22 protein-coding genes, 1 tRNA gene and 1 pseudogene are annotated in these 24,063 nt (G+C 57.2%); 3 read left to right on the top strand and 21 right to left on the bottom strand.

Annotated elements, in window-relative coordinates; all coding sequences use genetic code 11:
* The first annotated feature begins 300 nt into the window (after positions 1-300).
* Both ACFER_RS00795 and ACFER_RS00790 read left to right on the top strand, forming a co-directional pair.
* On the top strand, positions 301-705 hold the full coding sequence (locus ACFER_RS00795; protein ID WP_012937547.1) for an HTH domain-containing protein: 405 nt from the start codon (positions 301-303) through the stop codon (positions 703-705).
* 11 nt (positions 706-716) lie between these two features.
* Positions 717-1,715, top strand: a complete 999-nt coding sequence (locus ACFER_RS00790) for an IS3 family transposase (RefSeq protein WP_012937546.1) — start codon at positions 717-719, stop codon at positions 1,713-1,715.
* A gap of 361 nt (positions 1,716-2,076) precedes the next feature.
* On the opposite strand, the gene ACFER_RS00785 is transcribed toward ACFER_RS00790, so the two are convergent.
* The 11 genes from ACFER_RS00785 to murQ form a co-directional block, all read right to left on the bottom strand.
* Positions 2,077-2,152, bottom strand: a tRNA-Ala gene (locus ACFER_RS00785).
* A gap of 122 nt (positions 2,153-2,274) precedes the next feature.
* A complete protein-coding gene (locus ACFER_RS00780) occupies positions 2,275-3,168 on the bottom strand; it encodes a CvfB family protein (protein WP_012937545.1) in 894 nt (297 codons plus the stop codon).
* Complete coding sequence (gene rsfS, locus ACFER_RS00775) at positions 3,165-3,518, bottom strand: ribosome silencing factor (protein ID WP_012937544.1); 354 nt, start codon at positions 3,516-3,518, stop codon at positions 3,165-3,167. The genes ACFER_RS00780 and rsfS overlap by 4 nt, the downstream gene beginning before the upstream one ends.
* A 61-nt stretch (positions 3,519-3,579) precedes the next feature.
* Complete coding sequence (locus ACFER_RS00770) at positions 3,580-4,557, bottom strand: LCP family protein (protein ID WP_012937543.1); 978 nt, start codon at positions 4,555-4,557, stop codon at positions 3,580-3,582.
* Between the two features lie 3 nt (positions 4,558-4,560).
* Positions 4,561-5,148, bottom strand: coding sequence for a bis(5'-nucleosyl)-tetraphosphatase (symmetrical) YqeK (gene yqeK / locus ACFER_RS00765; protein WP_012937542.1), 588 nt, complete (start codon positions 5,146-5,148; stop codon positions 4,561-4,563).
* Between the two features lie 35 nt (positions 5,149-5,183).
* Positions 5,184-5,795 carry a nicotinate-nucleotide adenylyltransferase gene (gene nadD, locus ACFER_RS00760; RefSeq protein ID WP_012937541.1) on the bottom strand — a complete coding sequence of 204 codons (612 nt, stop codon included), beginning with the start codon at positions 5,793-5,795 and terminating at the stop codon, positions 5,184-5,186.
* Positions 5,796-5,960: 165 nt separating this feature from the next.
* Entirely contained in the window at positions 5,961-6,734 is a 774-nt protein-coding gene (locus tag ACFER_RS00755; protein ID WP_012937540.1) for a histidinol-phosphatase HisJ family protein, read from the bottom strand.
* Between the two features lie 34 nt (positions 6,735-6,768).
* Positions 6,769-7,878 (bottom strand): redox-regulated ATPase YchF, encoded by a 1,110-nt coding sequence (gene ychF / locus ACFER_RS00750; protein WP_012937539.1) that lies wholly within the window; start codon positions 7,876-7,878, stop codon positions 6,769-6,771.
* Positions 7,879-7,916: 38 nt separating this feature from the next.
* Positions 7,917-8,987: a MupG family TIM beta-alpha barrel fold protein gene (locus tag ACFER_RS00745; RefSeq protein WP_012937538.1), complete on the bottom strand. Its 1,071-nt coding sequence runs from the start codon at positions 8,985-8,987 to the stop codon at positions 7,917-7,919.
* Positions 8,984-10,387: a PTS transporter subunit EIIC gene (locus ACFER_RS00740; RefSeq protein WP_012937537.1), complete on the bottom strand. Its 1,404-nt coding sequence runs from the start codon at positions 10,385-10,387 to the stop codon at positions 8,984-8,986. The genes ACFER_RS00745 and ACFER_RS00740 overlap by 4 nt, the downstream gene beginning before the upstream one ends.
* Positions 10,377-11,213: an N-acetylmuramic acid 6-phosphate etherase gene (gene murQ / locus ACFER_RS00735; RefSeq protein WP_012937536.1), complete on the bottom strand. Its 837-nt coding sequence runs from the start codon at positions 11,211-11,213 to the stop codon at positions 10,377-10,379. Before murQ ends, ACFER_RS00740 begins: the two co-directional genes overlap by 11 nt.
* Before the next feature lie 97 nt (positions 11,214-11,310).
* On the opposite strand from murQ, the gene nagA reads away from it, so the two are divergent.
* The gene (gene nagA, locus ACFER_RS00730; protein WP_012937535.1) at positions 11,311-12,444 is read left to right on the top strand and encodes an N-acetylglucosamine-6-phosphate deacetylase; all 1,134 of its coding nucleotides are present in this window, start codon (positions 11,311-11,313) and stop codon (positions 12,442-12,444) included.
* 47 nt (positions 12,445-12,491) lie between these two features.
* On the opposite strand, the gene ACFER_RS00725 is transcribed toward nagA, so the two are convergent.
* The 10 genes and pseudogenes from ACFER_RS00725 to ACFER_RS00680 all read right to left on the bottom strand — a co-directional run bounded on the left by ACFER_RS00725 (position 12,492) and on the right by ACFER_RS00680 (position 24,036).
* Positions 12,492-13,661: a type III PLP-dependent enzyme gene (locus ACFER_RS00725; protein WP_012937534.1), complete on the bottom strand. Its 1,170-nt coding sequence runs from the start codon at positions 13,659-13,661 to the stop codon at positions 12,492-12,494.
* A 342-nt stretch (positions 13,662-14,003) separates the two neighbouring features.
* A complete protein-coding gene (serS, locus tag ACFER_RS00720; RefSeq protein WP_012937533.1) occupies positions 14,004-15,284 on the bottom strand; it encodes a serine--tRNA ligase in 1,281 nt (426 codons plus the stop codon).
* Between the two features lie 79 nt (positions 15,285-15,363).
* Positions 15,364-16,137 (bottom strand): NAD-dependent protein deacylase, encoded by a 774-nt coding sequence (locus ACFER_RS00715; protein WP_012937532.1) that lies wholly within the window; start codon positions 16,135-16,137, stop codon positions 15,364-15,366.
* A gap of 27 nt (positions 16,138-16,164) precedes the next feature.
* Complete coding sequence (locus ACFER_RS00710; RefSeq protein ID WP_012937531.1) at positions 16,165-17,445, bottom strand: hypothetical protein; 1,281 nt, start codon at positions 17,443-17,445, stop codon at positions 16,165-16,167.
* A 117-nt stretch (positions 17,446-17,562) separates the two neighbouring features.
* Positions 17,563-18,990: an FAD-binding oxidoreductase gene (locus ACFER_RS00705; protein ID WP_012937530.1), complete on the bottom strand. Its 1,428-nt coding sequence runs from the start codon at positions 18,988-18,990 to the stop codon at positions 17,563-17,565.
* Positions 18,991-19,354: 364 nt separating this feature from the next.
* On the bottom strand, positions 19,355-20,794 hold the full coding sequence (locus ACFER_RS00700) for a carbon starvation CstA family protein (protein ID WP_012937529.1): 1,440 nt from the start codon (positions 20,792-20,794) through the stop codon (positions 19,355-19,357).
* A gap of 204 nt (positions 20,795-20,998) precedes the next feature.
* Positions 20,999-22,246, bottom strand: coding sequence for a hypothetical protein (locus tag ACFER_RS00695; protein WP_012937528.1), 1,248 nt, complete (start codon positions 22,244-22,246; stop codon positions 20,999-21,001).
* Between the two features lie 257 nt (positions 22,247-22,503).
* Positions 22,504-23,019: pseudogene (locus ACFER_RS00690) on the bottom strand (ATP-binding protein); the annotation flags it as partial.
* Between the two features lie 293 nt (positions 23,020-23,312).
* Positions 23,313-23,504: a hypothetical protein gene (locus ACFER_RS11335; RefSeq protein ID WP_049763412.1), complete on the bottom strand. Its 192-nt coding sequence runs from the start codon at positions 23,502-23,504 to the stop codon at positions 23,313-23,315.
* A gap of 223 nt (positions 23,505-23,727) precedes the next feature.
* Positions 23,728-24,036, bottom strand: coding sequence for a LysM peptidoglycan-binding domain-containing protein (locus tag ACFER_RS00680; protein WP_012937527.1), 309 nt, complete (start codon positions 24,034-24,036; stop codon positions 23,728-23,730).
* Positions 24,037-24,063 lie beyond the last annotated feature (27 nt).

The raw sequence follows: 24,063 nt of genomic DNA, 5'->3' as shown, positions 1-24,063 counted from the left end.
TTCGCCCCTTGGGCGGCCGGGACGGGCTTGCCTTTGGGTACCCCTACGGCGTTGGTGTCAGAAACTCGTACATCTGACGGGTCAACCAGCCTGCGCCCCCTACGGCATCGCAATGGGTCATTGGACTTTATACTGTCCCCATAAGTGTGGACACTTTTTAAGAGTAGCACCTGCCCACAAAATTGGACAGGCTACAATTTGAATCCTTTAAAATTGGCGTGCTCATTTTGGACCCAACCTATTGAACACAATCATATGCATGTGGTATCCTCAAATCCAATAAAGCCAAGGAGAATCCACATGAGCAGAAAACTTTTTACTGAGGAGCAGATTGCAGCGTTGCGCCAGAACCCTTATGTGTATAGCGTAAGCCGCTCTACCCTGGTCCTGAGGAAGTCCTTTAAAGAAATCTTTTACACCGAATATATGGAAGGAGTCTATCCTAAAGACGTCTTCAAAAAATACGGCTTTGACCCTGCTGTGCTGGGCGAAAGACGCATTGGCGGTGCTCTCCAGCATATCAAAGAGGAATATGCCAAATATGGTTGTTTCTATGAAGGCAGGAGACCCGCCGACAGGTCTGACACCGCCGCCAAGGTCAAGCCTGAAGATGACATTAAGGCCCTCAGACATGAAGTTGAATACTTGCGGCAGGAAGTGGAATATTTAAAAAAAATTTCCGCGATCAAGAACACAAAAAGGTAGGTTCTCTGCTCATGAACGATTCCTCTTGTGTGTTCGAAATCATAGAAAAGACGGTAAGTACCAGCGAGAACAGACTTTCCATCAGCAGTTTATGCAAGATGGCAGGCGTGTCCCGAAGCGGTTATTATGCCTGGGTAAAGGCGGAAGCATTTCGGCAGGCCCAGGAAGAACAGGACCGCAAGGACTTTGAACTGATCCTTGCCGCTTACAAAAGACGAGGGTACAAGAAGGACGCCCGCAGCATCTATATGGAGCTGCTCCACATGGATCCGCCCGTCATTATGAATGTGAAGAAAATCCGTCGTCTGATGAAAAAGTTCCACCTGCTTTGCCCCATCAGGAAGGCGAATCCCTATCGGCAGCTGGCGAAAGCCCTGAAGACCAATACGGTGGCCGATAATCTGCTGCAGCGCCAGTTTGAGGACTATGGTCCTCGCATGGTACTGCTGACAGATATTACCTATCTTCCTTACAATGGGATCTTTGCTTATCTTTCCACCATACTGGATGCCTATACCAAGCAGATTCTGGCGTATGTCCTCAGCGATTCTTTGGAGGTGGATTTCGTGGTAGAAACGGTGAACAACCTGATTCGAGATCACGGCGTCTCACTGCATGCTGAAACCATCGTGCATTCTGACCAGGGTTGCCATTACACGAGTCACAGCTTCATCGATATCCTCCATGACAAGGATCTCAGACAATCCATGTCACGGCGGGGGAATTGCTGGGACAATGCGCCGCAGGAAAGCTTCTTCGGCCGTATGAAAGACCATGTGAAAAAGAAAATTGCAGCAGCAGTGAGCTTTGGGGAGGTGAAGGCCATCGTAGATGATTACATGGATTATTACAACAACGAGCGCTACCAGTGGGAACTGGCGAAACTGTCGCCAAACGAGTTCTACCAATTTGTAACAACAGGGGTTTATCCGCTCGATATTCCCAAGATGCCCGAGGTTCCTACATTGAAGCGGAGAGCCTGTGAGCTGGGGAACCAGCTCACCTCATAAAATGGCAAAAGCAGCCATTTTATGAGTAAGGAGCCAGTGCATAAGATTGGATGGTTAGGGGCCTTCTGATAGACAATTACCAAACGTCCATTTTAAAGGTACCAGGATTGTTGAACTGTCTAAAACAAGGGGTCCTACTTTTAGAAACTGTCCTTGACAAGGAGTACGGTTTACTTTCATCGTCCGTACTCTTCACTCTTCACTCTGCACTTTGCTGCATAATCATACTGTGATGAAGACTTTACCGAGAACTTGTTGACACATACGATCTTTGCTGTATCTCTGCATTCTCTCTTGTTCATCTACCAACTACAAAAATACCCTTGCGGTCTCACAACCGCAAGGGTACTGACTTTTCATTTGGTGGAGACAAGGAGGATCGAACTCCTGACCTCTTGCATGCCATGCAAGCGCTCTCCCAGCTGAGCTATGCCCCCAAACGACTTCTTAAGTATACCCCGAAACAGGGTTTCTGTCAACAACTTTTTTTATTTTTTTCAAAGCCTGCCTGGCAGGCATCCCTCAGCCGCTGACCGTTGACAGCTGACCGCTGATAGCCTTATTTCACCAGGCTCGTCCACCCGTTTTCCTGGGTGATCTTTCCTTCTTTCATCAGTTTTCCCAGGGCCCGCTTGAAGGCGGCCTTGGAGATCCCGAAGGCGTCCTTGATGATTTCCGGCGGGGTGGCGTCGCTGTAGGGCATGGTGCCCTGGCGTTTTTCCAGCAGGGCCAGGATCCGCTCACTGTCGGTGATCATGGCCTTTTCCTTCACTTCCCGGAGGGACATGTCCACCCGGCCGTCTTCCCGGACAAAGGTGACCCGGCCGGTGACCTTCTGGCCGAAGTCCAGCCGTCCGCTGGGCACTTCGCTCCGGTGGATGAAGGCCAGATACCGCTGGGTGGTCAGCAGGAAGAAACCTTCCGGCAGAATGTTGTAGACGGTGCCGGTAAGTTCATCCCCCACCTTCACATCTTCAGCCGGTACGGAAGCCCGGACCATATCCTCTTCCACCCGCATGGTCACCGCCTGCCGGCCGCTTTTGTCCCGGTAGAGCTTCACCCATACCAGCTGTCCCGGAGACACATGGCCCCGCATTTCGCTGTAGGGCAGGAACACCCCCCGTTCCGCGCCGATGTCCACAAAGCCACCCTGCCGGGTGACGGACAGGACCTTCACATACCCCAGCTGGCCTTCCCGCATCTTGGGCAGCTTCATGCTGGCGGTCATCCGGCCCTTGGCATCCAGGTACAGGTAGACTTTTACTTTGTCTCCCACTTTCACCGGGCTGGTCTGCTGATGCTGGTGGAGCAGGATGTCATCGGAGGTGTTGCCGGTGCCGGCGTCCAGGAAAGCGCCCACTTCCCCCAGCCGGGCCACGGTCATCTCGCACACGTCCCCCACCCGGTACCGGCCCACAGTCTTGACGGTTACCGGTCCACGTTCCTTTCTCATGCTTCTGTCTCCGTATAGCTTTCGCTGGGAGCATCCGCCCACAGCTGTTCCAGGTTGTAGAAATTCCGCTGGGATTCCTGGAACACATGGGCCACACAGTCGCCGTAATCCAGGAGCACCCAGTTGCCTTCGCTGTACCCTTCCTTGTGGGCCGGCAGCTTCCCTTCCTGGGCCAGTTTGTCTTCGATACCGTCGGCAATGGCCCGCACCTGGGTGGTGCTGGGAGCCGAGCAGATCATGAAGTAGTCGGTTACGGAAGACAGTCCTTCCATGTTCAGCAGCAGGATATCCCGTGCTTTTTTGTCCGCAGCCGCCGCTGCAATTTTGTTGGCCAGTTCTTTTCCGGTCATGGTGTCATCCTTCCTTTCTCATAAAAACTCATATTTCTCGTTTCGCAGAACGTTTGTGCACTCAGATGCTGGGAATCCGCCGGTGGGGAATCTTCAGTTCATCCAGGGTGGCAGCAATCTTGGAGGGAGTGGTGACCCAGTAGCTGACGCCGCCGATGTCCCCGAAATCCCCCTTCAGGCTGGCGCTCTTCACGCCCCCTTCGCCGAAGAGCCGCAGGCAGTTGGCCGCCTTCACCAGCTGGATGAAGGTCATGTCCGTTTTCACATACTCTGACGCCGTGCCGATGATCACGGGCAGCTTCACCATGTTCCCCACGGTGAAGGCCTGTTTGGCCAGGGCTTTCATGAATTTCTGCTGCCGTTCCACCCGGCCGATGTCCCCCATTTCATCATGGCGGAACCGGACGTATTCCCCGGCTTTTTCCCCGTTCAGATGCTGTTTGCCTTTTTCCAGGTGGATCTTCAGGTCCGCATAGGGATCTTCGTAGTCCATGTTCTGTTCCACATCCAGATCCACGCCCCCCAGCATGTCCACCACCTTGATGAAGCCCTGCCAGTCCACCTGCATATAGTGGTTGATGGGCACCTGGAGCAGATTGGCCACAGTCCGTTTGGCCAGAGGTACCCCCCCGTAGGCATAGGCCGCGTTGATCTTGTCATGGCCCCGCCGGCCGGGAATGGTCACCCGGGTATCCCGGGGCAGGCTCAGAACGGAAACCTGGCTGTTTTCCGGGTCGAAGCTCACCAGCAGCATGGCGTCCGTCCGCTTGGGCACGTCCTTGTCAAAGTCATCGCTGTCCCCATCGTCCGTCCCCAGGAGCAGCACATTGATCCGGTTGGAGAACCCCTCCGTGGTCAGGGACTCCTGCTGGCTGTCCGCCACCTGGGCCCGGGGCCGGAAGAACCGGTTGTAGATCCTCATACCCGCCGCAAAGCAGCTGGCCATGAGGAAAAGGATCATCACCAGGGAAAAGAACGCCCGTCCTTTCCGCAGGCGTTTCTTGTACCGCCGGGGTCCTTGTTTCTTTTGGTCTGTCATACACTACTCCTGTCCGTTCTGTTTTTCTTTCTGTTTCAGCACCAGTTCATTGTACCCGGCCAGGCAGTCGGGATGGATCAGCAGGCCCTGGTCCAGCAGATATTCCATAGTGTGGGCATAGGCCTTCCGCATGCCGTTCTCCAGTCCCTTCTTCACTTCTTCCCGCATGGTGTCCACCCCGGGGAAATCCCGATTGGGCTCCACCAGATCCGCCAGGTAGATGACCATAGCCAGAGGGCTCATATGGGCGGCACCGGTGGTATGGTACCGGATGCTGGACAGGATATCCGGATCCGTGACGCCGAATTCCTGTTGGGCATAATAGACTCCCAGCTTGGCATGGATCAGGATGGGCTGGTTCTTTTCCACCTCATCCAGAGGGATGCCCAGTTCCGCGGCCTTGGCGATGAATTCCTTTGTGGGGATCTGCCGTCCGCTGTCGTGGAGGAGACCGGCAATGGCGGCCTTCTTTTCATCCACCCCATAGCGCCGGGCCAGTTTCACCGCCGTTTCACTGACGGCCAGGGTATGATGGAAGCGTTTGGCCGGCAGTTCTTTTTCCAGCCGTTCCTGCATTTCTTTGAATTCCATAGGTTTTCCCTCCCAAGAAAAAAACAGAGAAGCCCCTACTGACGGTAGAGGTCTCTCTGTTCGATGTATTCCGCTACTGCCTTGGGGATCATGGTATCCACCGGTTCGCCTTTCCGGATCCGTTCCCGGATCGCTGTGGAAGATATGTCCAGTTCCGGAGTCTCCACCCACACCAGATTCCGCAGCCCCTGCCGGGCCAGTTCTTCGCTGACCTTCTCCTTGTGAGGGGCAAAGCCGGGCCGGGCTGCCGCCGCAAAGGTGGCATAGGTCATGGCTTCCCGGATATGGTGCCAGGTAGGCAGCTGTTCCGCCGAATCGGCACCGATGATAAAGTACAGGTCGTAGAACCGGTGCCATTTCCGGTAGAGCTGTCGGAGGGTATCGCAGGTGTAGGATACCCCGCCCCGGTCCAGTTCCATGGGGGAAACCGTATACCGGGGGTCTTCCGCCGCTGCCAGGATGGTCATGGCCAGCCGGTCCGCCGAGGGAGAACAGTGCCAGCCCCGTTTGTGGGGCGGGATATAATCCGGAATGAACAGGATCCGGTCCAGTCCCAGCTTGTCCAGCATGGCGCGGGCAATCATCAGATGTCCGTTGTGGATGGGATCAAAGGTCCCTCCCAGGATGCCCAGGCGCTGACGTCCCATGGTTCTCCACTCTCCTTTATCATGGTGATACCAGAGTATTATAACAGGGAAAATGGACGAAAACAAGGAAAAGACGTGACAAATGTATGGAAAAAAGGCAGCCGCAGCCCGGCTGCCTTCCTTCGTCCAGTGACCGTTGACGGTGCTGTTGCCACGCAGCAGCACCTATTCGCACAGCATCCGTTTCCGGTCCTTGTAGTACACCAGGGTCAGTCCCGCTTCGTCGGCGATCTGTTTCCCTTTGGCAAAGTCCCGGCCCACATGTTCCTTATAATGGGCGTCGCTGCCCAGGGTGGCGTACTTTCCCCCCAGTTCCCGGAACCGTTTGTACAGTTTCATGAGGGGCGGGATGGTGCTGTCATCCCCCAGTCGCCGGGTGTTGATCTCCAGGGCCTTGTCTCCGGCGATCAGCAGCCGGAACACCCGGTCCCACAGTTCCGGATGGTCCTCATAGTACAGGTTGGGATCCGGATAGGGCATGTACCGGGAAATGTAATCGATGTGCCCGTAGGAATCGAAATCCGGCTTCCTTTCCAGACACCGGACGGAATCCTCCAGGTACCGGCGCACCGCCTGGTCCTTGGTGAGCCCATCATAGGTGGTGGGTTCGTACATGTCCAGCCCGTCGAAACAGTGCATGGACCCTACCACTTCGTCAAAGGGATGAGCCTGGACCATTTTCCGGTCCTCTTCGATTGCCCGGGGCTGGAGCCCCACTTCAATGCCCAGGAGCACCCGGTCGCTGCGGAAGGGGCCGTCCTTTTTGAAATAGTCGTCGATGTCGAACAGGAACATCTCCGGATTGGTGGGATAGTACCGGTCCCAGTGTTCCGTCAGGATGATCCCGATGCCCCGGGCTTTGGCCGCAGCAGCCGCTTCTCCGATGGTCTGCTCCGCATCGCAGGAATAATCCGCATGGGTATGGGTATCAAACAGCATGGACACACACCTCTTTCTTCCTGGGGAAAGCCCCTTACACGTTGAAGCGGAATTCCACCACGTCGCCGTCCTGCATGATGTAATCCTTGCCTTCCAGACGGACCAGTCCTTTTTCCTTGGCAGCCTGTTTGGAACCGCATTTCACCAGGTCATCATAGGACACGATTTCCGCCCGGATGAAGCCTTTTTCAAAGTCCGTGTGGATCTTGCCTGCCGCCTGGGGTGCCGTGGAGCCCTGGACGATGGTCCAGGCCCGGGATTCCATTTCTCCGGCCGTCAGGAAAGTCTGGAGACCCAGCAGCTTGAACCCGGCTTTGATGAGACGGTCCAGGCCGGCTTCCGTCAGTCCTTCCATTTCCAGGTATTCCTTGGCCTCGTCTTCCGGCAGTTCGGCGATTTCTTCTTCCACCTTGGCGGAAATCACGATCACCTGGGCGTTTTCCTGGGCGGCATAGTCTTCCAGGGTCTTTACATAGGCATTGCCGGACCAGTCGGCGGCTTCCTCTTCCGCCACATTGGCCACGTACAGGATGGGTTTGGAGGTCAGCAGGTCCAGTTCCTTCAGACCGGCTTTTTCATCGTCGGTCATCTCCACCCGGCGCACCGGGATCCCTTCTCCCAGGGCATCGGAGATCCGCTGGAGCAGGGCAGCCCGGGCGGCAGCTTTCTTGTCCCCGGCCTTGATCAGCTTCTGGGCCTTCACCAGCTGCTTTTCCACGCTTTCCAGATCAGCCAGGCACAGTTCCGTATTGATGATTTCCACGTCCCGGACCGGATCGATGGACCCTTCCACATGGGTGATGTTCCCGTCTTCAAAACAGCGGACCACTTCCGCGATGGCATCGGTCTGCCGGATATGGGACAGGAATTTGTTCCCCAGGCCTTCCCCTTTGGAAGCCCCTTTCACCAGGCCGGCGATATCCACGAACTTCATGCCTGCCGGGACGATCTTTTTGGAATGAAACATGTCCGCCAGTACCTTCAGCCGGGCATCGGGCACATCCACCACGCCCACATTGGGCTCTATGGTACAGAAAGGATAGTTGGCCGCTTCGGCCCCTGCTTTGGTGATGGCATTGAACAGGGTGCTCTTGCCCACGTTGGGCAGGCCCACGATCCCCATTTCCAGATTGGTAGAACTCATATCATATCTCTCCTTCATGCATACTATCGTTTATTATATCATATTCCGGAGCCGCGAGGGTTCATTTCCACCACCCGGAACCGGAACTTCTTCCCGCCTTTCAGGTACCGGAGCAGGAACCGTTCCTCTTCCGGGATCCGACCCAGCACATCCACCCGCCGGTCCGCCGGAAGTTCCGTTTTGCAGATTTCCAGTTCCCCGGCATAGCGGCCGTAAAGGGGATTGTCCAGCGTCACATCCCCGGCATGGCAGCGGCGGAAAGGATATTCCGGGATCTCCACGCCCTTCCACAGGGCCCGGCTGTTGACGGTGCGGATCACTTCTTCCGCCTCGTCCGGCCGGGTTTCATACACATGGCCGGCCAGGACGCCGTACAGAGGACGGTCTTCCCACACCTGGAGGGTCAGTTCCAGCACCTCCCCGGAAACCCTGGCCAGGGCCTCCAGTTCCTGCCGGTCCGGTCCATCATCCCCGATATAGATTCCGTCAATCCCCAGGGCCGCCAGCTGCCGGGCAGCCAGGGACACACTCCGGTGCCGGGCTTGTTCCAGGGTGGGAAGTCCTTCCCCAAGCGGGCCCCGTTTCCCGGACTGGCTGGCCGCAAAGGCGCCCACCGGGATACCGTACCGGTGGAACAGCCGGTTCTGCCGGAGCAGATATTCTTCAGAAAGACCGGTATGGGGATGGGGATAGAAATTGTGGAGAGCGGCCACCCGGCCCAGGTCCACTCCCTGGCGGTCCAGGGTTTCCAGCTGGTCCTCCGTCAGGGCCGAGGCATTGAGCACCAGGGTCCGGTCCGGATACTTTTTCTGGAGGGCGGCCATGGCTTCCGGGGTATAGCCGTCATCCAGCCGCAGAAAGGTCAGATCCTCCGGCACCGGCCGCCCGGGCACCAGATCCCCCACCGTTTCCAGGCCCAGGGACCGGGCCCGCCGGAGCAAAGGCTCCACTTCCCGGTCAAAGGCGGCCGGATCCGTCTCCGGGATGTGGAAAGACAGGAACAGCCGGGTGATCCCCAGTTCCGCCGCCTTCTCCAGCCGCCGGAGATTCTCCTCCAGCGGCCGCCCCAGGCCAGGATACAGAGATATGCCTTTTGTCAGTTTCGTCACGATTGCATGCCTCCTGCACTCTTTTCCTCAAACCCCAGCACCCAGGTGGCCAGGAATCCCACGCCGTAGGATACCAGGAGACCCAGCAGGTACATGGGCACGTTGGTGGTGCTGGGCGCCAGGGGCAGGCCGGAAATCCCCAGGGCTCCGGCCCCCACCTGGAAGGCCGCCTGGACCGCGCCCCCGGCAGCACCTCCGATGCAGGCGCCGATAAAGGGCCGCCCCAGGGGCAGGGTCACCCCGTAGATCAGAGGTTCTCCCACCCCCAGCAGTCCCACCGGCAGGGCGGAAGCCACCACTTTCCGGATCCGGGGATCCTTCGTCTTCAGATACACCGCCAGGGCCGCGCCCACCTGGCCGCCGCCGGCCATGGCCAGGATGGGCAGCAGGATGGTGTACCCGTACTGGGCAATCAGCTGGGCATGGATGGGAGTGAGCCCCTGATGGACCCCCAGCATCACCAGAGGCAGGAAGAGCCCGCCCAGCACAAAACCGGTAAAGGCTCCGCCCCGGCTTACCGCTTCCGTGGCGGCATAGCCGATGCCTTCCGCCGCCCAGCCCCCCACCGGCTGGAATACGCACAGGGTGGCAAAGGCCATGATGCCCAGCACCAGGAAGGGGGTCAGGAACAGGTCCAGGGCCTCCGGGACCATCCGGCGGATTTTTTTCTCCAGCAGGGCCCCCAAGGCTGCTGCCAGGAGCACCGCCACCACGCCGCCCCGGCCCGGGGTCAGGGGCTGTCCGTACAAAGTCAGCCCGGCCAGCCCCGGATGGCTGATGAGAGCCCCCAGGGCCCCTCCCAGCACAGGGGAACCGCCGAATTCCCGGGCGGCGTTCCAGCCCACAAACAGATTCATGCCCCAGAACACGGTACTGCCGGCCAGACCCAGGATCTGGAAAAAGCCATGGCCCGCCAGCTGGGGATCCAGACGCCGGACGATGTTCAGGATCCCGGTAAGGAGCCCGCAGCCGATGAACCCGGGGATCAGGGGTACAAAGATCCCGGCGATCCGTTTCAGAAACAGTTTTCCCGGGGTGGCATTCCGGGCCCGGATGGCCTCATGGAGCTCTTTTCCGTCCCCCACTTTTCCGGCAAACGCCCGGAGATCCGGTTCCTGTGCGTCCGGCTTTCCCGGTTCCGTCCCGTCCGGAGCTTCCTGGAGCAGGGCCTGGAAGGCCTCGGTCACCTGGGCTGCCTTTCCCGGCCCCAGGATGATTTGGAGCTCCGGTCCGGCCTGGTTGACCCCCATGACCCCGGGCAATTTCTTCAGAGCGTCCCGGTCCACATCCTGGCGGTCCAGCTGGAGCCGGAGCCGGGTCATGCAGTGGCTGGCCTGGCGTACGTTTTCCCCGGGCCCCACGATCCGGAAGATTTCCCGGGCCAGCTCCTTATTTTCCATGGGCCGCCTCCCATTCCTCTACCGCCTTCCGGGCACTGCCCCGGTTCCGGGCCAGGCTCAGCCGGGCTTCTTCCCGGCTGCAGCCGGTAACGGTGCAGACAATGTGGAGGGCCCGTTCCAGCAGCTTTTCATTGGTGGCCCGGACATCGATCATCAGGTTGCCCCGGACTTTTCCCAGTTTCACCATGGCCCCGGTGGTAATCATGTTCAGGACCATTTTGGTGGCCGTGCCGGCCTTCATCCGGGTGGATCCGGTGATCACTTCCGGCCCCGGCAGCACCGTCAGGCACAGATCCGCCAGTTTGGCCATAGCGGACTGCCGGCTGCAGCACAGGCCCAGTACGGCACAGCCCCGTTCCCGGGCTTCCTTCATCCCCCCCAGCACATAGGGCGTCCGGCCGGAAGCACTGATCCCCATCACCACGTCCAGCGGCGTCAGTTCCTTGTTCCAGATATCGTCCCGGCCCTGCTCCTCGCTGTCTTCCGCCCCTTCTTTGGCCCGGAAGATGGCTTCATAGCCGCCGGCGATCAGCCCCTGGATCTGTTCCGGATCCGTGCTGTAGGTGGGCGGACATTCCACCGCATCCAGGATCCCCAGCCGTCCGGAAGTACCGCTGCCCATGTAGAACAGCCGGCCGCCCCGGCTCAGCCGGTCCGCCACCAGGTCCACCGCCAGGGCAATGGCCGGCAGGATCTTTTCCACTGCATCGGCCACCTTGTGGTCTTCCCGGTTGATGATTTCCATCATTTCCTGTGTAGATACTTTATCAATGGCCACGGAAGCGGGATTCCGCTGTTCCGTAGAAAGCCTGTCCAAATCGATCATTGCAAAGAAACCTCCAGCCCTGTGCTATAATAAAAAGGATTCGTCCATGTGCCGTCCCTGATTCCTTTCCCGGGGACGGCCGGAAAAGGAGCATGCCATGAAAGCCATATGCAACGGCAGATTTATTTTACCACAAGAAATCCGGGAGGGACAGGCACTGGTGTTCGATGAACGGATCCGGGGCTTCTGTTCCCCGGACCGGATCCCTCCGGAAGCGGAACGGATCGATGTCCAGGGTGCCTATGTGTCACCGGGATTCCTCAACCTTCACATCCACGGCTGCGGAGGCCGGGATGCCATGGACGGCAGCCGGGAAGCCCTGGAAACCATGAGCCGGCTGCTGCCCGCCACCGGGGTCACCGGCTGGCTCCCCACCACCATGACCTCCAGTGAAACCGCTATTTCCCAGGCTCTTTCCGCCATCCGGGAGGCCCGGGGCCGGGTTCCCGGGGCAGAGATCCTGGGGGCCAACCTGGAAGGCCCCTTCATCAGCGAAAAATACAAGGGTGCCCAGAAAGCCTGCCACATCCGGAAAGCCTGCTGGGAGCTGGTGGAACCCTTTGCCGGCCTGATCCGGCTCCTGACCCTGGCCCCGGAGACCCTGGAGGACATGGATTTCATTTCCCGCTGCCGCCGGGCCGGGATCATCGTTTCCCTGGGGCACAGCGACGCCACCTGGGAAGAGGCTGCCCGTGCCGTGACCGCCGGTGCCAGCCACATCACCCACCTGTACAACGCCATGAGCCCCCTCCATCACCGGAAGCCGGGGCTGGTGGGGGCGGCCCTGACCCTGCCGGTGACCTGTGAACTGATCGCCGACGGGATCCACATCCATCCGGCGGCCCTGGCCCTGGCCATCCAGGCCAAAGGGCTGGACCGGGTGGAACTGATCACCGATTCCATGCGGGCCTGCCTCCTGGGAGAAGGAAAAAGCGAGCTGGGGGGCCAGACCGTATACGTAAAAGACGGCCGGGCCACCCTGGAAGACGGCACCCTGGCCGGCAGCATCCTGACCATGGACCGGGCGGTCCGGAACATCCGCAGCTGGGCCCATCTGACCCTGCCCCAGGCCGTCCAGCTGGCCACCGTCAACCCGGCCAGGGAGCTGGGCCTCACCGACCGGGGCACCCTGGAACCGGGCAAACGGGCGGATATCACCGTGTTCGATGAAGATTTCCGGATTTTGGGGACATACGTAAAGGGGTCTGCGGTATATACCACAGACCAGTGACGGCCAATAAAAAAGGTGCCTTCCGGCACCTTTTTTATTGGCTCTCTTTACACCGCCACACTCATGGCATCCAGTCCCAGTTCCTCCCGGACTTCTTCCCAGATCACCGTCCGGGCTTTTTTGAAGCCGTTGAAGGTGGTGGCGGAAGCCGATGTATAAGCCCCGCACACCGGCACCAGCAGCAGGTCCCCCACTTCCAGGGGTTCCGTCATCTTGCCCCGGAACATGATGTCCAGGGAATCGCAGCTGGGTCCTGCAAACGTGGCAGGAATCTTTTTTCCGTCCTTGAAGCTGATCAGTTTGAAATCCCACTGGTCGAAGATCACTCCGGAAAAGGTCCCGTAAATCCCGTCATCCAGGAAATACCAGTTCTGTCCGTTCCGTTCGTTCTCCCCGATCACCCGGGTGATCAGGTTCACCGCCGTGCCGCACATGTACCGGCCCGGTTCCGCCCAGATCTCCAGATCAGAGAAGTCCTCCCGCAGCCGGGCAGCCACCTGATCCAGCAGGGCTGTCAGATTGTAATGGACCCCGGTTTCCGGAATGGGGAAACCGCCGCCGATGTCCAGCACCCGCATGGAAAGGCCCCTGGCCCGGGCTTCCGCCATCAGTTCCCGGGTAATGTCCATGGCGTGGAAATAGGGATCCGCCGAAACAGTCTGGCTGCCTACATGGAAGGCGATGCCGGCCACATCCAGTCCGGCTTCTTTGGCCTTCAGCATCAGATCCAGGGCTTTTTCCCGGGGGCAGCCGAATTTCTTGTTCAGGTCCACATGGGCCTTGGCATTGTCGATCCGCAGCCGCAGCAGCACCGTGGCTCCCGGACAGTGTTCCGCAATCTTTCTGATTTCACTTTCGCTGTCGTAGGTCATCCGGTACACCCCGGCATCGTTGCAGGCCCGGAACCCGGCATCCAGTTTGATGGGGTTGGCATAGATCATCCGGTCTCCGGAAACCCCCAGCTGGCTCAGGGTCCGGATCTCTCCGTCACTGGCCACATCGAAGCAGGCTCCCTTGTTGATCAGCAGATCCAGGATATGGAGATCCGGATTGGCTTTCATGGCATAATGTATTTTCAATTGCGGGATATGTTCCCGCAGGATATCATAGTTTTTCTCAACCTGCTCCAGCGACAGTACCAGAAGAGGAGTTCCATACCTTTCCGCCAGGCTGGTGACAGCATCTTGAGTCAATTGGAAAAAACTTTGTTCGTTCATTATCCATCCCCCTTTGGGCCTGCAGCTGCGGTCCGGACCTGCCGGCACAGACACGGCCATCGTAAATTCGTAGTTCATTATACTACGATGAGAAGAAAGTGCAAGAGGAAAATCAAGGAAAATCGAGGAGAACAAAGGAGTTTTGAGGAGTTCAAAGAAAAATATTCACCACCAGGTTTTACTCACAATAACGCTTTATTTTTCACTTTTGCCAGAAATAAGACGATTCAGGGCGTATGAGCCCGAATGAGCCCGTGCGGGTATTTCCCCGGGAAAGAAAATACCCGCCAGGAACGGCGGGTATTGAATAAATATTCAATTGTAGCGAATATCAAAACTTTATCAGGAGTTGGCGCCTGTGATCACGTCACAGCCCATGTAGGGACGGAGCACTTCCGGCACCACCACGGATCCGTCAGCCTGCTGATAGTTTTCCAGGATGGCGGCTACCGTACGGCCTACTGCCAGACCGGAGCCGTTGAGGGTATGGACGTATTCCGGTTTGGATTTGGCATCCCGGCGGAACCGGATGTTGGCCCGGCGGGCCTGGAAATCTTCCGTATTGGAGCAGGAAGAGATTTCCCGGTATTTGTTCTGTTCCGGGAACCAGACTTCCACATCGTAGCATTTGGCGGCAGAAAAGCCCAAATCCCCGGTGCACAGGCAGACCACATGGTAGGGCAGTTTCAGGGCTTTCAGGATGTCTTCCGCATTGCCCACCAGTTTTTCCAGTTCATCATAGCTGGTCTCCGGTTTGCAGAACTTCACCATTTCCACTTTGTGGAACTGGTGCTGCCGGATCAGGCCCCGGGTATCCCGGCCTGCGCTGCCGGCTTCGGCCCGGAAGCAGGGGGTCATGGCAGTCAGGTAGATGGGCAGGTCATCCCCGTTCAGGATCTCTCCCCGGTAATAGTTGGTCAGAGGCACTTCCGCAGTGGGGATCAGGTACATATCCTGGCCTTCCACCTTGTACATGTCTTCGTGGAATTTGGGCAGTTGCCCGGTACCGGTCATGGAAGCGGTGTTCACGATGTAGGGCGGGATCACTTCCATATAGCCGTCTTTCCGGGTGTGCTGGTCCAGCATGAAGTTGTACACCGCACGTTCCAGACGGGCGCCGGCCCCTTTGTAATAGTAGAACCGGGCACCGGAAACCTTGGCTGCCCGTTCCGCATCCAGGATCCCCAGTTTTTCCCCGATTTCCCAATGGGCTTTCGGTTCGAAATCAAAGTGGGTGGGTTCGCCCCATTTCCGCACTTCCGGATTTTCCGTATCGTCCTTGCCCACCGGCACATCCGCTGCAGGCATATTGGGGATGGTCAGCATCACAGCCTGGAGCCGGGCTTCCACATCCTTCACTTTTTTATCCGCTTCTGCGATCTTGTCACCCAGGGCCCGCATGGCGGTGATTTTTTCCGTTGCGTCTTCCCCATTGCGCTTCATCTGGCTGATTTCAGCGCTCACCGTATTCCGCTGGCTCTTGTCCGCTTCCACTTCCTGGAGCAGGGAACGCCGTTCCTGGTCCAGCTTCTTGAATTCTTCCAGATCCACTTTGGCATGACGGTTTTTCAGAGCCTGGGCAACCTTTTCCGTGTTGTCCCGGACAAATTTCAGATCCAACATGATTATAACCCCCAAAAATTCAATGCAATACTCTTGTCATTATAGCACAAAAGACCGGCAAAAAGCATCCTTTCCTGCCTTACAGGGCAATTCCCTCTTTTTCTGCCAGGGCTTTGAACACCTTGTCCATGTTTTCCGTGATCACCAGGGTTTCCGCCTTCATGTGGACGGACAAAGGGTCCCGGTTCAGGATCACCAGCCGTTTCCCGTGGAAATAGTTGATGAAGGAAGCCGCCGGATACACCGTCAGGGACGTGCCGGCAATAATCATCAGATCCGCCCGGGAAATGGCCCGGACCGCGTTTTCCACCGCCTCATCCGGCAGCATCTCTTCATAAAGGGTGATGTCCGGCCGGATCACGCCTCCGCAGGTGCAGTGGGGGATGGGCTCTTTGGATTCGAAAATGTAATCTGATGGATACCGTTTCCCGCAGCTCATGCAGTAGTTCCGCAGGGCGCTGCCGTGGATCTCATAGACCTTCCGGCTGCCGGCTTTCTGGTGCAGCCCGTCGATGTTCTGGGTCACGATGCCATCCAGTTTCCCGGTCTTTTCCAGGGCTGCCAGGTATTTGTGGGCATTGTTGGGCTGGATCTTCCGGGTATCCATTTTCTGCCGGTGGAACTCGAAATAGACCTTGGGTTCGTTCACCAGGCAGCTGTGGCTGAGGAGATATTCCGGCCGGTACTGGTCGAACCGCACATCATGCTGGTTGTACAGCCCGTCCTTGCTGCGGAAATCCGGGATCCCGCTGGCCGTGGAAACCCCGGCCCCCCCAAAGAATACAATGTGGTCCGCCTCCCTGATCCAGGCGTCCAGGGTATCCACATCCTGTGCAAATTCTTTCTGTTCCATGGATAATCAGCTCCTTTGTCAGTCCGTTCATTCTCCCCCGTATTTGGGTTTCAGTGGTTTTTCCGGACCTTTTTTCCCGGCCCGGACCACCGTATCCGTATCTTTCCACTGGAGGCTGTTTATGGAATAGTCGATGATTTTCTGCTGATCCCGGGCTCCCAGCTGGAAATAATCCAGGGAGAGGAGGGTTCCCTTCCGCAGGAACACATAGCCCAGGCTTTTGCCTCCCGGCAGGACCATGTCCTCCACAATGCAGGGCCGTCCCGCTGCCTGGGAAAAATACGTGCGGTTTTCTTTCAGGATCTGGCCGGGATGGCTCCGTTCCCACCGGGTCCGCCGGTTCTCCGTCATCAGACGGCACAGGTTCTCCCGGTCCTGGGGACACAGGCCTTCCAGACTGTCCGGCAGGAAGGCATAGTCCTGGCTTTCCTGGAGGGGCTGGAAGATCACCCCGGTGATCAGCTGGCTGTCCAGATGGAGCCGGGTCAGACGATGGGGATCATCAGGATCCGCCGCTTTCTGGATGTCCACGCTCCCAAAGGGGATCTCATAAGATACGCCGCTGTGAGGCAGCCGGACCCGTTCATAGGCCGTGCCGATTTCCAGGGAATCCAGCACCTGGCGCACGGCCGGATCCAGGGTCCCTGCCTCTTTTTCCGGGCTCAGGAAGCTGAGGCTGTACAGTTTTTTCCGGTCCCCGAAGAAATACCGGTCCGATACCTTCCCTTCTTCCAGCTGCCGGATATGGAGCCCGTCCCGGCCGGCAAAGGTGCCCATTTCCGAAACCTGGACCGGGATTCCCCGGGTCCTGGCTTCTTCCTCATAGGTCCGGGCCGTGAGTTCCAGCATGACTTTTTCCGACTGGAAGGGCTTGGCCTCCTTCTGGCCCTCAGTTTTCATCATGGCCCCGTTGGCCATGTAGACCAGGAGGGTATCGCCCCGGGACGCCCGCATCAGGATGTCTTCCTGATTCTTCCCCCGGCCATAGACCCCCTGGAGAGAAAATCCGTCCGGCAGGGCAAAATGCACATCGTTTTTGGGATCCCGGAAGACCACCGGCTGCCGTTTTTTCCGTTCCCCGTACCGGGCCAGCAGTTCCGCTTTCAGGTCTTTTTGCCGGAGAGCCCCGGTTTCCCCCAGCGGCTGGCTGACGGCAAGCTTGCCTGACGGAGCCGGTCCGGCCGCTGCCAGGGATTCCGCCCCCATTCCGTATTCAGTTGTTCCTGTTCCGGCGGCCCAGGCCGCCGGCAGCAGGCTTCCCCACAGCACCAGTGCCAGGAGCAGCCTCTTTCCCTTGGATGGCTTCATAGGAACTCCCTCCGGGCCAGCAGGCCCTTTCTGTTGGATGATTCGATACAGTTCCTATTATAATCCATACGGGAAAAGGAAAAAAGGGGGCTGTTGCTTGCGCAACAGCCCTTCTTTTTACGCCACAAAATCTCCGTTCACATCCACCAGTTTCCCGGGATTCATGATGTTGTTGGGATCCAGGGCCTGTTTGATGGCTTTGATCAGTTTCACTTCCCCTTCGGGAGTGCAGCGGGCGAATTCTTCCAGCTTCTTGTAGCCAATGCCGTGTTCGCCGCTCATTTTGCCGCCCAGGGCATATACCCGGGGGAACAGGTCTGCATGGAAAGCCTTGATGGTCTTGAACCATTCTTCCGGAGACAGGCCATATTTGTTCAGAGGCAGTACATGGATGTTCCCGTCCCCGATATGGGCCACGGTCACCGTGTACAGGTTGTATTTCTTTTCCAGTTCGGGGATCTGGGCGGTCATTTCCGCGATTTTGTCCAGAGGCACCACGAAGTCTTCGGTCTGGAACATCCGGTCGATATCCCGGGCCGCTTCCGCAAACTGTTTCCGCAGGGTCCAGATCCGCTGATCCGCTTCGAATTCGTCGATGGAACCGTTGGCTTCCGCCAGGTCGCAGAGTTTTTCCATCTTCCGGTCGGATTCATCCTGATCGAAGCTTTCCACCGTTACGATTACGTAGCAGCACCCTTCCTTTACATGGGGCATGTCCATGTTGTCCAGGTATTTGCAGGTCATGTCGATGGCGGAATTGCCCATGTATTCGATGGAGGTGGGATCGATCCCCGCTTTCAGGATCTTGTTGGGCAGGGCAAAGGCTTCCTTGTCGGTGTTGAACACACAGACCATATTGAAGGAATAGGGAGGCAGGGGACGGAGCTTCACGGTGACTTCCGTGATGATTCCCAGGGTCCCTTCACTGCCGGCAAAGAGCTGTTCCAGGCACAGGCCGGTGGAGCATTTCTTCAGCCGGGCGCCCACATCCACAATGTCCCCGGTGGGGGTGACCACCTTCAGGGCATAGATCTGATCCCGGGTGGTACCGTACCGTACAGCCCGGTTGCCCCCGGCGTTGTTGGCCACGTTGCCGCCGATCTGGCAGGATTCCGCACTGGAAGGATCCCCGGCGTACATGACGCCGGCCTTTCTGGCTTCTGCCTGGAGCTGGCCGGTGAACACCCCGGTCTGGCAGACTGCATAGAAGTTGTCCGCATCCAGTTTCAGGATCTTGTTCATCCGCTGGAGTTCTACCACCATCCCATGGTAGATGGGGATGGCGCCGCAGGCCACGCCGGTGCCGGCGGACCGGGGAGTGATGGGAACCAGGAATTTGTTGGCCAGTTTCACCACTTCCGCCACTTCTTCCGTGGTGCCGGGGAACACCACCACTTCCGGTTTCTTGAAGAAATGGGGGTTCCCTTCTTCGTCCGTCTGGTACTGTTCCAGATATTCCTCATCGGTCTTTACATAGCGGTCGCCCACCACTTTTTTCAGTTCTTCCACCAGTTCCGGTGTAACAGGATTATACTTATGTTCCATTCCAAGGCCTTCTTTCCGTTATTCTGTAAGCTGTTTCTTTTTCCGTCTTTCGCTCGTTGACGATGATGTTCCCTAGTATACCACATTCTGTATACAAGTAAAGGGCTTTTTTCTCCCCTCTCCGTCACATCTACATACTATTCATCATTTTTATGGGATTTTTTCATGTTTTTTGTAATGTTTTTTATAAAAAGACGGAGAATTTTCGTTTTACGCGCATATGAATTATTTTTTATTACATTTCATTTTTCTTTTCCATTGATACAACAGCCTTGTTGTAACGGACAGCTCCCGGATATAAAAAAATTCCCGGGAGACAAGCTCCCGGGAATTTTTGAAGGGATAAGATTCGTTTTACAAGGAATCAGCCTTGGACAGGTTTGTCGGCAATATCCAGTTCGCCCCGGTCCACTTTCTTGGCCCGTTTCCAGAACAGGCAGAAAGCAACGATGGCGAAAGCAACACCCACAGGATAAGCCACGGAAGTGCTCAGCTGCAGCCCTTCCTTGGCAACCAGGATGTAGGTACAGGATACAGCACTCATGAAGGTTGCAGGGATGATGGCGATCCAGGCATTGCCCTTGTTGGCATACAGGTACATGGCACCGGACCACAGCACCAGCATGGCCAGGGTCTGGTTGGTCCAGGAGAAGTATCTCCACAGGATGGTTACGTCAACCTGGGTCAGGATGCCGCCCACAGCAATGATGGGCACAGCCAGTCTCAGACGGGAAGACAGGGTGTGCTGGTCGATCTTGAACCAGTCAACCAGGGTGTACCGGGCGGACCGGAATGCGGTATCAGCAGAGGATACAGGGCAGGCGATAACACCGATCATGGCGATAACGGTGCCCAGGTAGCCCATCAGGCCGGAGCAGATGTCATACACAACGCCGCCGGCGCCATGGTATTTCACGAAAGCTTCGCCCAGGCCGGCAGTGTTGCCATAGAAGGAAACACCGGCAGCCGCCCAGATCAGAGCAATAATCCCTTCGCAGACCATGGCTCCGTAGAAGATCTTGTGGCAGTCCCGTTCACTCTTGATGCAGCGGGCCATAATCGGGGACTGGGTGGAATGGAAACCGGAAATGGCACCGCAGGCTACGGTGATGAACATGATCGGCCAGATCGGAGTTCCTTTCGGATGCATATTGGTCAGAGCGATTTCAGGTACATGGTACCCTTCGGCAAAGAGCATCGTCCCAACGCCCACAGCCATGAAGATCAGGCAGAATCCGAAGAACGGATACAGTTTCCCGATCAGTTTATCCACCGGCAGGAAGGTAGCACAGAAATAATAGATCAGTAAGACAACCAGCCAGAAGTTATAGCTCATGGGAGTGATCTTGGTCAGCAGGCCGGCAGGGCCAGTGGTGAAGGCAACGCCTACCAGGATCAGCAGGACAACGGAGAACCCACGCATGATATGTCTCATGGTCGGCCCAAGGTATTTGCCGCACAGTTCGGAAATGGAAGCCCCATCGTTCCGTTCGGACAGCACGCCGGAGATGAAGTCATGGACACCGCCGGCAAAGACGGTACCAAAAGTGATCCACAGGAACACGGCAGGACCCCACATAGCACCAGCCAGGGCACCGAAAATAGGACCCAGACCTGCGATGTTCAGCAGCTGAATCAGGAAAACACGCCAGTTTTCCATGGGTACGTAGTCAACCCCATCTTCCAGACGATAGGCAGGAGTCTTTCTGTCATCGATAGGAGGACGGAAGCAGCTTTCCACGTATCCGCCATAAATGAAATAACCACCAATTAAAATAGCAAGACACACAAAGAAGCTAATCATTGAATAAAACCCCCTTCTGCGAACCCCTTCAATTCGCAAATTTTACTGTCGGGTTCATTATAATCCTTCTTTCACAAAAAATCCATAAGAATTGCGGTAATTATGTGTATATTTACTATATTTTGTTAAATAAAAAGGGAAGGTGTATCACCTTCCCTTTTTCTGTAAACACATGTGATTTTGAGTGTAGACACTTTCCCGTTTTTACTTCTTTTTCAGTCCCCATTGACTGTAGATATGGAGTCCATCCGCTTCCGGCACCAGTCCGGTGAGCCGTACAAGATCAAACAGATTGAACCCTTTGATGGTCATCTGGGCCAGTTTGCTCTTCTTGATCACGTCGGTGAAGTCCACCGTCAGGCTCTTGTCGCTGAAGGTGCAGATCAGGTCGTCCCGGTTCACCACCGTCATGTTGAAGATGGCGTTCACCAGGCTCATGATGATCCGGGTCCCCAGGAGCCGCACCAGCAGTTCGCCCAGTTTGTTGTCGGCAATGGCAAAGTCATGGATCCGGAACCGGGCATAGGAAGCCGTGTTGTTCAGGGCCAGGGCTTCGATCTCCACATCGGCGGTCAGGGTCCCGTACTTTTCATGTTCCACGGTGATTTCCAGCTGATGATCCCCTTTGTACCGGCATTCCCGGAACTGGAATTCGCTGTCCTTCATGGCTTCTCCCAGCCCCTTGGCCAGATCCGTATAGGGCACGGCCAGTTCGCCCCGGCGCAGCTGTTCCCAGGTCTGGGCATTCACCCAGCGGCTCACGGCATCCTTGAAAGGTGCCACCAGCATATTGAAATCCTCCACATAGGTCCCCATGTTTTCCGCCACTTCACCCAGCCGGTCGGCGGCTTCGTCCGCCCTGGTCTTCAGCTTGTCAAAAATGGGTTTGGCTTTTTCCGCCACTTTCCGCCGTTCATCCCCCAGGGGGATGTTCCGGTTCTTGTCCCTGGTGAATTCCCGGAATTTTTCCATGCCTTCCTTCCGGGCCTGTTCATAGAGACCCTTGAACTGGCTCAGGTCATCGGGCCGGCCAGCATCCAGCCAGGCATTGGCGGCTTTCCCCACCGCATAGGTGATGCCTACGGCCATAGGAACCTGGAGAGGCGGGAAGGGGATCACCGTAAACACGGTCTGCCCCACGAAGGAAGCTCCCAGGGAGCCCACCAGGCCGGCAATGGCGCCGGTTTCCAGTTCCACCCCCCGGAGATCGCAGAGCCGGGTGATCATGTATACTTCGTTGGCCATGAGAGCCAGGCTTCCCAGGAAAGGCGTCATGACGATGACACTGGCCCGGGCGGCCCCCCAGCGGATAATCCGTTCGGATTCCCGGGCAATGTCTTCCGGCCCCAGGGTGTCTTCTTCCTCTACTTCTTCATCCATGGGGCGGGTTTCCGCCTCTACGGCATCTTCTTCCTGATCCATGGCATCCCGTTTATCCATTTCTTCTGTCATAAGAATCCCTCCTGTCAGTGTCTTCACAACAAACCTGTATTCTGCCTTAAGTATAGCATATTTCCCCAGCCCCGTCAGGAGCTGGGGAAGGGTATCCAAAAAGTGTCACAAATACCCGTTCAGTCGGGGATCACCGCCACTTTGCCGTCCGGAAAAACGCCCCGGCAGCAGTCCGTATAGACCTCCACAAAAACATAGCCTCCGTACAGGGCCAGGCTCCGGGTCAGGTCATGGTCCGGATCCGCCACCTTCCGGTAGGCCAGTTCCCGGACGGCGGATTCCAGATCCGCTCCGGTGAACCCTTCCGTCAGTTCCACCAGCTGCCGGGCAAAGGTTTCATTGGTATGGATGTCCACCTGGAGATACCGCTGGAAGTACAGCCCCAGGATGTCTTCCCTTTCCTCCTCCGTGGGCAGATCCACGAAGAACAGTTCATCGAACCGGCCCCGGCGGAGCAGTTCTGAAGGCAGCTGGGACACATCGTTGGCGGTGGCCACCACAAACACCGCTTTCCGGCATTCCTGGAGCCAGAACAGGAACTGGCCCACCATCCGGGTGGAGACCCCGCCATCGTTGGACGAACCGGCCCCTGCCAGTCCCTTTTCAATCTCATCGATCCACAGGATGCAGGGAGACACCCGTTCCGCCGTGGTCAGGGCGTCCCGGAGCTGCCGTTCCGACTGGCCCACATAGCTGCCCTGGACTGTGGCGAAATCCAGCCGGTACAGGGGCAGTTCCCAATTGGCAGCGATGGCCTTGGCGGACAGGGATTTCCGTCAGGATCAGGGTCTGGTATTCCCGCTGTTCCTGGCGCATCCGGCCAATGAAGAAATCTCCGGCCCCCAGGACGGATTTGGCATTTTCCTCCACGCTCCGGTTGGTGCACAGTTCATAGACCCCCTTGCTCAGGGTGTGGGCAAAGAAGCTCTGCTGGTCCAGCCAGTGTTCCCGGGACAGTTCCAGGGCCACTTCCCGGAGCAGTTCCAAAGCCCGGGGCACCTCGATGGTCTGGAGCACAATGAAGGGGATCCGGGCGATGAGATACTGGCGCAGCAGCTGTTTGGCCTCATTTCGGTTGCTCATGATTCTGGTTTTCCTCCCATCGGTTTACAGGATACAGCTGCAGGAGATGCTGCATCTGTCCGCTGCGGTCTTGGGCAGCCGATGCTTCCAGGCTGGACTGGATCCGGTCCGCCCCTTTCTGGATTTCCGACGGAAACTGCTTCCGCAGGGATTCCGGCAGACAGGGCAGGGTCACCGCTGCCTTCAGCCGGGATCAGTCCCTGTTCCAGGTTCCCCAATACTCCGATGAAATAGTTGGCGGTCTTTTCCCCCGGCAGACCCGGAGGGTCCCCGGTGCTTTCCCCTCGTCCATTGTCCTTTCTCCCCAGTCAATATGGTTCCATTGTACAACAAAAAAGGGAGTGTTGCACGTGTGAAAACACATGTACAGCACTCCCGGCCAGCGGCCATGGAAACCATCAGCTGCGGCTGGCCATCATCTTCTCTGTTTTTTCCGGTTTTCCCTGTTTCACCGGCACCGTCAGCTTCTGACCCGGCTGGATGGCCTGGCGCAGGTCCAGATGGTTGGCCTTGGCGATCCGGTCGATCACTTCCCGCACATCTTCTTCCGGCCGGGTATACCGCCGGGCAATGCCCCACAGACTGTCCCCCCGGAACACCACCACCTGCTGATTCCGGTACCGGGTGGGAGCCGCTTCCATCTGCAGGACCCCATACGAAGAAACACCCAGCAGAACCAGTACCAGTCCCAATAAAAGTTTCTTCATTTTTCTCCCTCCACACGAACTTTTGTT

It is taken from the genome of Acidaminococcus fermentans DSM 20731 (assembly GCF_000025305.1).
GTDB classification, from domain to species: Bacteria; Bacillota; Negativicutes; order Acidaminococcales; family Acidaminococcaceae; genus Acidaminococcus; species Acidaminococcus fermentans.
Note: the sequence above shows the minus strand (reverse complement) of the source record. Positions and strands in the feature narration are given on the sequence as shown.

Excerpts from the sequence above, each read along its gene's own strand:
- ychF (WP_012937539.1), bottom strand. The coding sequence starts at position 7,878 with ATGAGTTCTACCAATCTGGAAATGGGGATCGTGGGCCTGCCCAACGTG.
- murQ (WP_012937536.1), bottom strand. The coding sequence starts at position 11,213 with ATGATCGATTTGGACAGGCTTTCTACGGAACAGCGGAATCCCGCTTCC.
- ACFER_RS00700 (WP_012937529.1), bottom strand. The coding sequence starts at position 20,794 with ATGATTAGCTTCTTTGTGTGTCTTGCTATTTTAATTGGTGGTTATTTC.
- ACFER_RS00790 (WP_012937546.1), top strand. The coding sequence starts at position 717 with ATGAACGATTCCTCTTGTGTGTTCGAAATCATAGAAAAGACGGTAAGT.
- rsfS (WP_012937544.1), bottom strand. The coding sequence starts at position 3,518 with ATGACCGGAAAAGAACTGGCCAACAAAATTGCAGCGGCGGCTGCGGAC.
- ACFER_RS00795 (WP_012937547.1), top strand. The coding sequence starts at position 301 with ATGAGCAGAAAACTTTTTACTGAGGAGCAGATTGCAGCGTTGCGCCAG.
- ACFER_RS00740 (WP_012937537.1), bottom strand. The coding sequence starts at position 10,387 with ATGGAAAATAAGGAGCTGGCCCGGGAAATCTTCCGGATCGTGGGGCCC.
- ACFER_RS00705 (WP_012937530.1), bottom strand. The coding sequence starts at position 18,990 with ATGGAACATAAGTATAATCCTGTTACACCGGAACTGGTGGAAGAACTG.
- ACFER_RS00710 (WP_012937531.1), bottom strand. The coding sequence starts at position 17,445 with ATGAAGCCATCCAAGGGAAAGAGGCTGCTCCTGGCACTGGTGCTGTGG.
- serS (WP_012937533.1), bottom strand. The coding sequence starts at position 15,284 with ATGTTGGATCTGAAATTTGTCCGGGACAACACGGAAAAGGTTGCCCAG.
- nadD (WP_012937541.1), bottom strand. The coding sequence starts at position 5,795 with ATGGGACGTCAGCGCCTGGGCATCCTGGGAGGGACCTTTGATCCCATC.
- ACFER_RS00780 (WP_012937545.1), bottom strand. The coding sequence starts at position 3,168 with ATGAGAAAGGAACGTGGACCGGTAACCGTCAAGACTGTGGGCCGGTAC.
- ACFER_RS00755 (WP_012937540.1), bottom strand. The coding sequence starts at position 6,734 with ATGCTGTTTGATACCCATACCCATGCGGATTATTCCTGCGATGCGGAG.
- yqeK (WP_012937542.1), bottom strand. The coding sequence starts at position 5,148 with ATGGAATTCAAAGAAATGCAGGAACGGCTGGAAAAAGAACTGCCGGCC.
- ACFER_RS00725 (WP_012937534.1), bottom strand. The coding sequence starts at position 13,661 with ATGAACGAACAAAGTTTTTTCCAATTGACTCAAGATGCTGTCACCAGC.
- ACFER_RS00715 (WP_012937532.1), bottom strand. The coding sequence starts at position 16,137 with ATGGAACAGAAAGAATTTGCACAGGATGTGGATACCCTGGACGCCTGG.
- ACFER_RS00770 (WP_012937543.1), bottom strand. The coding sequence starts at position 4,557 with ATGACAGACCAAAAGAAACAAGGACCCCGGCGGTACAAGAAACGCCTG.
- ACFER_RS00695 (WP_012937528.1), bottom strand. The coding sequence starts at position 22,246 with ATGACAGAAGAAATGGATAAACGGGATGCCATGGATCAGGAAGAAGAT.
- nagA (WP_012937535.1), top strand. The coding sequence starts at position 11,311 with ATGAAAGCCATATGCAACGGCAGATTTATTTTACCACAAGAAATCCGG.
- ACFER_RS00680 (WP_012937527.1), bottom strand. The coding sequence starts at position 24,036 with ATGAAGAAACTTTTATTGGGACTGGTACTGGTTCTGCTGGGTGTTTCT.